A 3654-nucleotide genomic window follows, 5' to 3' on the forward strand; every position below is an offset into this window, starting at 1 on the left:
GATGCCATCCTGCCAAGAAGGATCGATGTGCGCGCTATTTCGGATACGCAGATCGCCAAAGCATGACGTTGGTTGAGTGATTAAGGCTATGTATGAGGCATCGCTTTAATCACAATGCCGTATCAAGTCAATCAAGCAGATCGGGTTCCGCTTCGACCAGGCCTTCATACAAACTCTCGAACGAAAACAGCGCGCCTCCCGGACGACCGACTCTCTCGTGCGTGAGCGCGGCCACGTCATGCGGAATGCGCTGAGGCGTACCGGCAGCTTCGGCGAGTAGTTGCGTGTGGCACGCGTTATCGAGTGCGAGATACCACCATGCGGCTGCTTCGACCGTCGGACCCGCGGTGAGGATGCCGTGATTCTTCAGGATCACCGCTTTGCTCGAACCCAGCGCATCGGCAATACGTGCGCCTTCCTTCGTGTCGAGCACCACACCCTGAAAATCGTCAAATAGTTCGTGATCCTCATAGAAAGAGCAAGAGTCTTGCGTGAGCGGGTCGAGCTTGCGTCCCAGTGTCGACCATGCTTTTCCGTAGAGGGAATGCGTATGTGCAGCCGCGACGATATCCGGACGAGCTTCGTGAATAGCTGCGTGAATCGCAAACGCGGCTTGATTGACCGGGCCCTTGCCGACCACGATCTCGCCAGCGCTGTTCACCAGCAGCAAGTCGGAAACCCGCATGCGTGCAAAGTGCCTGCCAAGGGGATTGACCCAGAAATGGTCGGGCCATTCAGGATCGCGAGCAGTGATATGGCCGGCCAGACCCTGATCGAAACCGCGTTGAGCGAACAGGCGAAATGCGCCAGCAAGGCGCTCCAGACGATGCCGGCGTTCAGCCGCGGGCGTAGCGGGAGCCGGGACTTCGTCGAACCAGAATTTGCGGACGGGCGTGGCGTGCAGGGTGAGACCGGGCGCTTCGGTGAGGGTGCTCATTGTTTGATGTCCTTTGGCGTTCAAGCGGTGTTCTGACTCGTCCGGATGAGCTTGTGCGGCTAGCGGCCAAGGCCAGTCCCGGCGAGTGTCCCTGGTGCGAAGGGGTTGAAGGTTCAAACAATCGACACCAGTGAACAGTCTCAAAGGCTAGCACCCGGGCCTGCAAAGGTTAAATATCAAATGAAGATAACCATATCGACCGAGCAGGTTGGCGCTCTCCAACGGCACATGATTATTTCCAAGAGCTTACGGATTCAAATGAAAATGTTCCTAGCGCCCTCCGTACCTCGTCCAGCGTTTGCTGCGTGACAGCCTTGGCGCACTGCGTGCCCTCCTTAAGCACACTAAAGACGTAACCGGGGTCTTGGGCAAATCGTTCCCGCCGTTCCCGTATAGGGGCGATCAACGCCTGCAGCTTATCCTCCAGCCGGTGCTTGAGCGCCATGTCGCCAAGCCCTCCAGCGCGATACGCCGCCTTCAGGCGTTCAACCTCGACACGGTCGTCGTCGAATACGTCCAGGTAGGTGAAAACCACGTTGCCCTCCACGGTACCCGGATCAGATGCACGCAGATGGTTTGGATCGGTGTACATGCGCTTCACTGCTTCGCGTATGACATCGGGCGAGGAAGACAGCGCAATCGAGTTGTTCTGCGATTTGCTCATCTTGGCTTTGCCGTCGACACCGGGGAGGCGGCCCATCGTCGGAATCAATGCCTCGGCTTCCGGCAGAACCTCGATGCCCGCTTGGCGGTTGATGCGGCGCACGATTTCATTGGTTTGTTCTATCAGCGGGGCCTGGTCCTCTCCCACTGGAACAAAGTGAGCCTTGAACCCGGTGATATCGGCCGCTTGCGCTATGGGGTAGCAGAGAAAGCCCGCAGGAATATCGCGCCCAAAACCGCGGGACTGAATCTCTTCCTTGATCGTGGGATTGCGTTCGAGGCGCGCGACAGTGACGAAATTCATGTAAAGCAGGGTCAATTCCGCGAGCGCCGGCAAGGCTGACTGTACGGCGATGGTGCTCTTGTCCGGGTCGATACCGACAGCCAGATAATCCAGCGCTACTTCCAATACATTCCGGCGCACTTTGTCCGGGTCATGAGCGTTGTCGGTCATGGCCTGGGTATCGGCGACGAGCAGGTACTGTGTATGTGTTTCCTGAAGCTCGAGCCGGGTCTTCAGCGAGCCAACATAATGGCCCAGATGCAGCGGGCCGGTAGGGCGGTCACCGGTGAGGACGGTGAGGCGTGGTACGGATGACGGGGTGTTGCGCAAATCGTGCATATACGGATTCTCTTGGAGAACCGCCGCAGGACAAGCGAACCGGGGGCTTAAGCCATGCCGGCCAAACTGCGGCGGTCATGGTCATTAAAAACGTGACAATGCCGCTCCTTCAGGAGCGGCACCAGGCATGAGCAGTAACGGGGTTGATCGCGGACATGGCGTAAGAATGCCATAGAGCGAGGACGGCTGACAACGCCCGATGTTTGAGCAAGTTATTCCGCGACCGCGCGGCTCGTCGCGGTCGCGGCGATACGAGCGGTGTTGGCAATCCACCGCCTCCATCCGCCGAAGGAGGTAATCTCGCGCGCTCCCTCCAGCCCGAAGGTATCGCAGATAAAGCCGGTCTCCCAGCGGCCGTCGGAGAGCTCGACTTTACCGAGCCCGAGAGGCGCGGGAATTCCCGTCAGGAATGACCCCAGTTCTGCGCTGGGGAGCTCCCACACCTCGACCTCGATAGCGGAGCCATTCCCAACCGAAACGCGGGTCATCCCGGGCCGCGCCACTGGGCCTTCGATCGCAAACAAGCGGTAGCGAGATGCGCTCAACGTGCGTTCAAGCAGCCGGCCGCCACGGTGAAGCAACTGCCAGTTCAAGGGCAGTCCCTCCATATGCGCACCGCAGACTACGATCCGCGCGCGATCGCCATGAGCCTGCCGGGGGAGTGGCGTCAGATCGGGGGTGCTGCCTCCAACCACAGGCAATCCATGAATCCGCTGTAATCGATCAGCTATGCTGAGTAAATATTGATCGGTAAACGGCCGGCCGAAAACCGTGACACCCCAGGGTAATTTGTTCGCCATGAATCCAGCTGGAACCGCTACAGCCGCGTAGTCCAGGAGATTCATGAAGTTGGTGTAATACCCGAGCAAGGAGTTAGGGCCGATAGGGTCCGCCTCCAGTTCCGCCAGTGTAACGGGGCGAGGAATGCTCGGCGTCAGGACGAAGTCCAGCTCTCCCATGACGGCGTCGCAGACTTGCTTGAGCGCCTGGAGCCGGTACTGTGCGCGAAATGCGTCGACGGCGGTCGTGCCGGGTGCCTTGGCAAGTACGTCGCGAATCACGGGTAATACGGCATCGGGCTGCGTCTCCATCAACTCTCCCGCGACGCTGTAACGCTCTGCGACCCACGGTCCTTCATAAAGCAATCTGGCGGCTTGGGCAAACGGCACGAAGTCTATTTCAACGGCGGTTCCTCCAGCAGCTTCCAGAGCCTTCCGGGCTTGCTCGAACAGCGCGGGACTTTCAGTGCATCCCGCAAATTCGAGCGCCGAAGGTACGCCGAATCGAAATGCCGCTACTTCACCGAACGCACTTGCGTCATTGAACTGCGGGTTGACGCGGCTATAAGCGTCGCGCGGATCTGGCCTCGCCGTGAGCGCCAGCAGTTCACTGGCTTCTCGCGCGGTAGCGGTGAGGTAGGTCACGCAATCGA

General features: G+C 59.2%; 3 protein-coding genes. All 3 read right to left on the reverse strand.

The genetic code is table 11. The features are described 5' to 3' along the window. Nucleotides 1–127: 127 nt before the first annotated feature. Nucleotides 128–937 (reverse strand): class II aldolase/adducin family protein, encoded by an 810-nt coding sequence (locus JWR14_RS23290; protein WP_299712607.1) that lies wholly within the window; start codon nt 935–937, stop codon nt 128–130. Between the two features lie 232 nt (nt 938–1169). After that, nucleotides 1170–2222, reverse strand: coding sequence for a tryptophan--tRNA ligase (trpS, locus tag JWR14_RS23295; RefSeq protein WP_299712610.1), 1053 nt, complete (start codon nt 2220–2222; stop codon nt 1170–1172). A gap of 212 nt (nt 2223–2434) precedes the next feature. Beyond that, nucleotides 2435–3654 (reverse strand): amidase family protein (locus JWR14_RS23300; RefSeq protein WP_299712613.1); only part of this gene is annotated, 1220 nt, incomplete at its 5' end.

Origin of the sequence: Caballeronia sp. (genome assembly GCF_028292365.1) — a bacterium.
In the GTDB taxonomy this organism is placed as follows: Bacteria; Pseudomonadota; Gammaproteobacteria; order Burkholderiales; family Burkholderiaceae; genus Caballeronia.

Bases quoted from the DNA above. Each gene is read 5' to 3' on its own strand.
- trpS (WP_299712610.1), bottom strand. From the start codon at position 2,222: ATGCACGATTTGCGCAACACCCCGTCATCCGTACCACGCCTCACCGTC.
- JWR14_RS23290 (WP_299712607.1), bottom strand. From the start codon at position 937: ATGAGCACCCTCACCGAAGCGCCCGGTCTCACCCTGCACGCCACGCCC.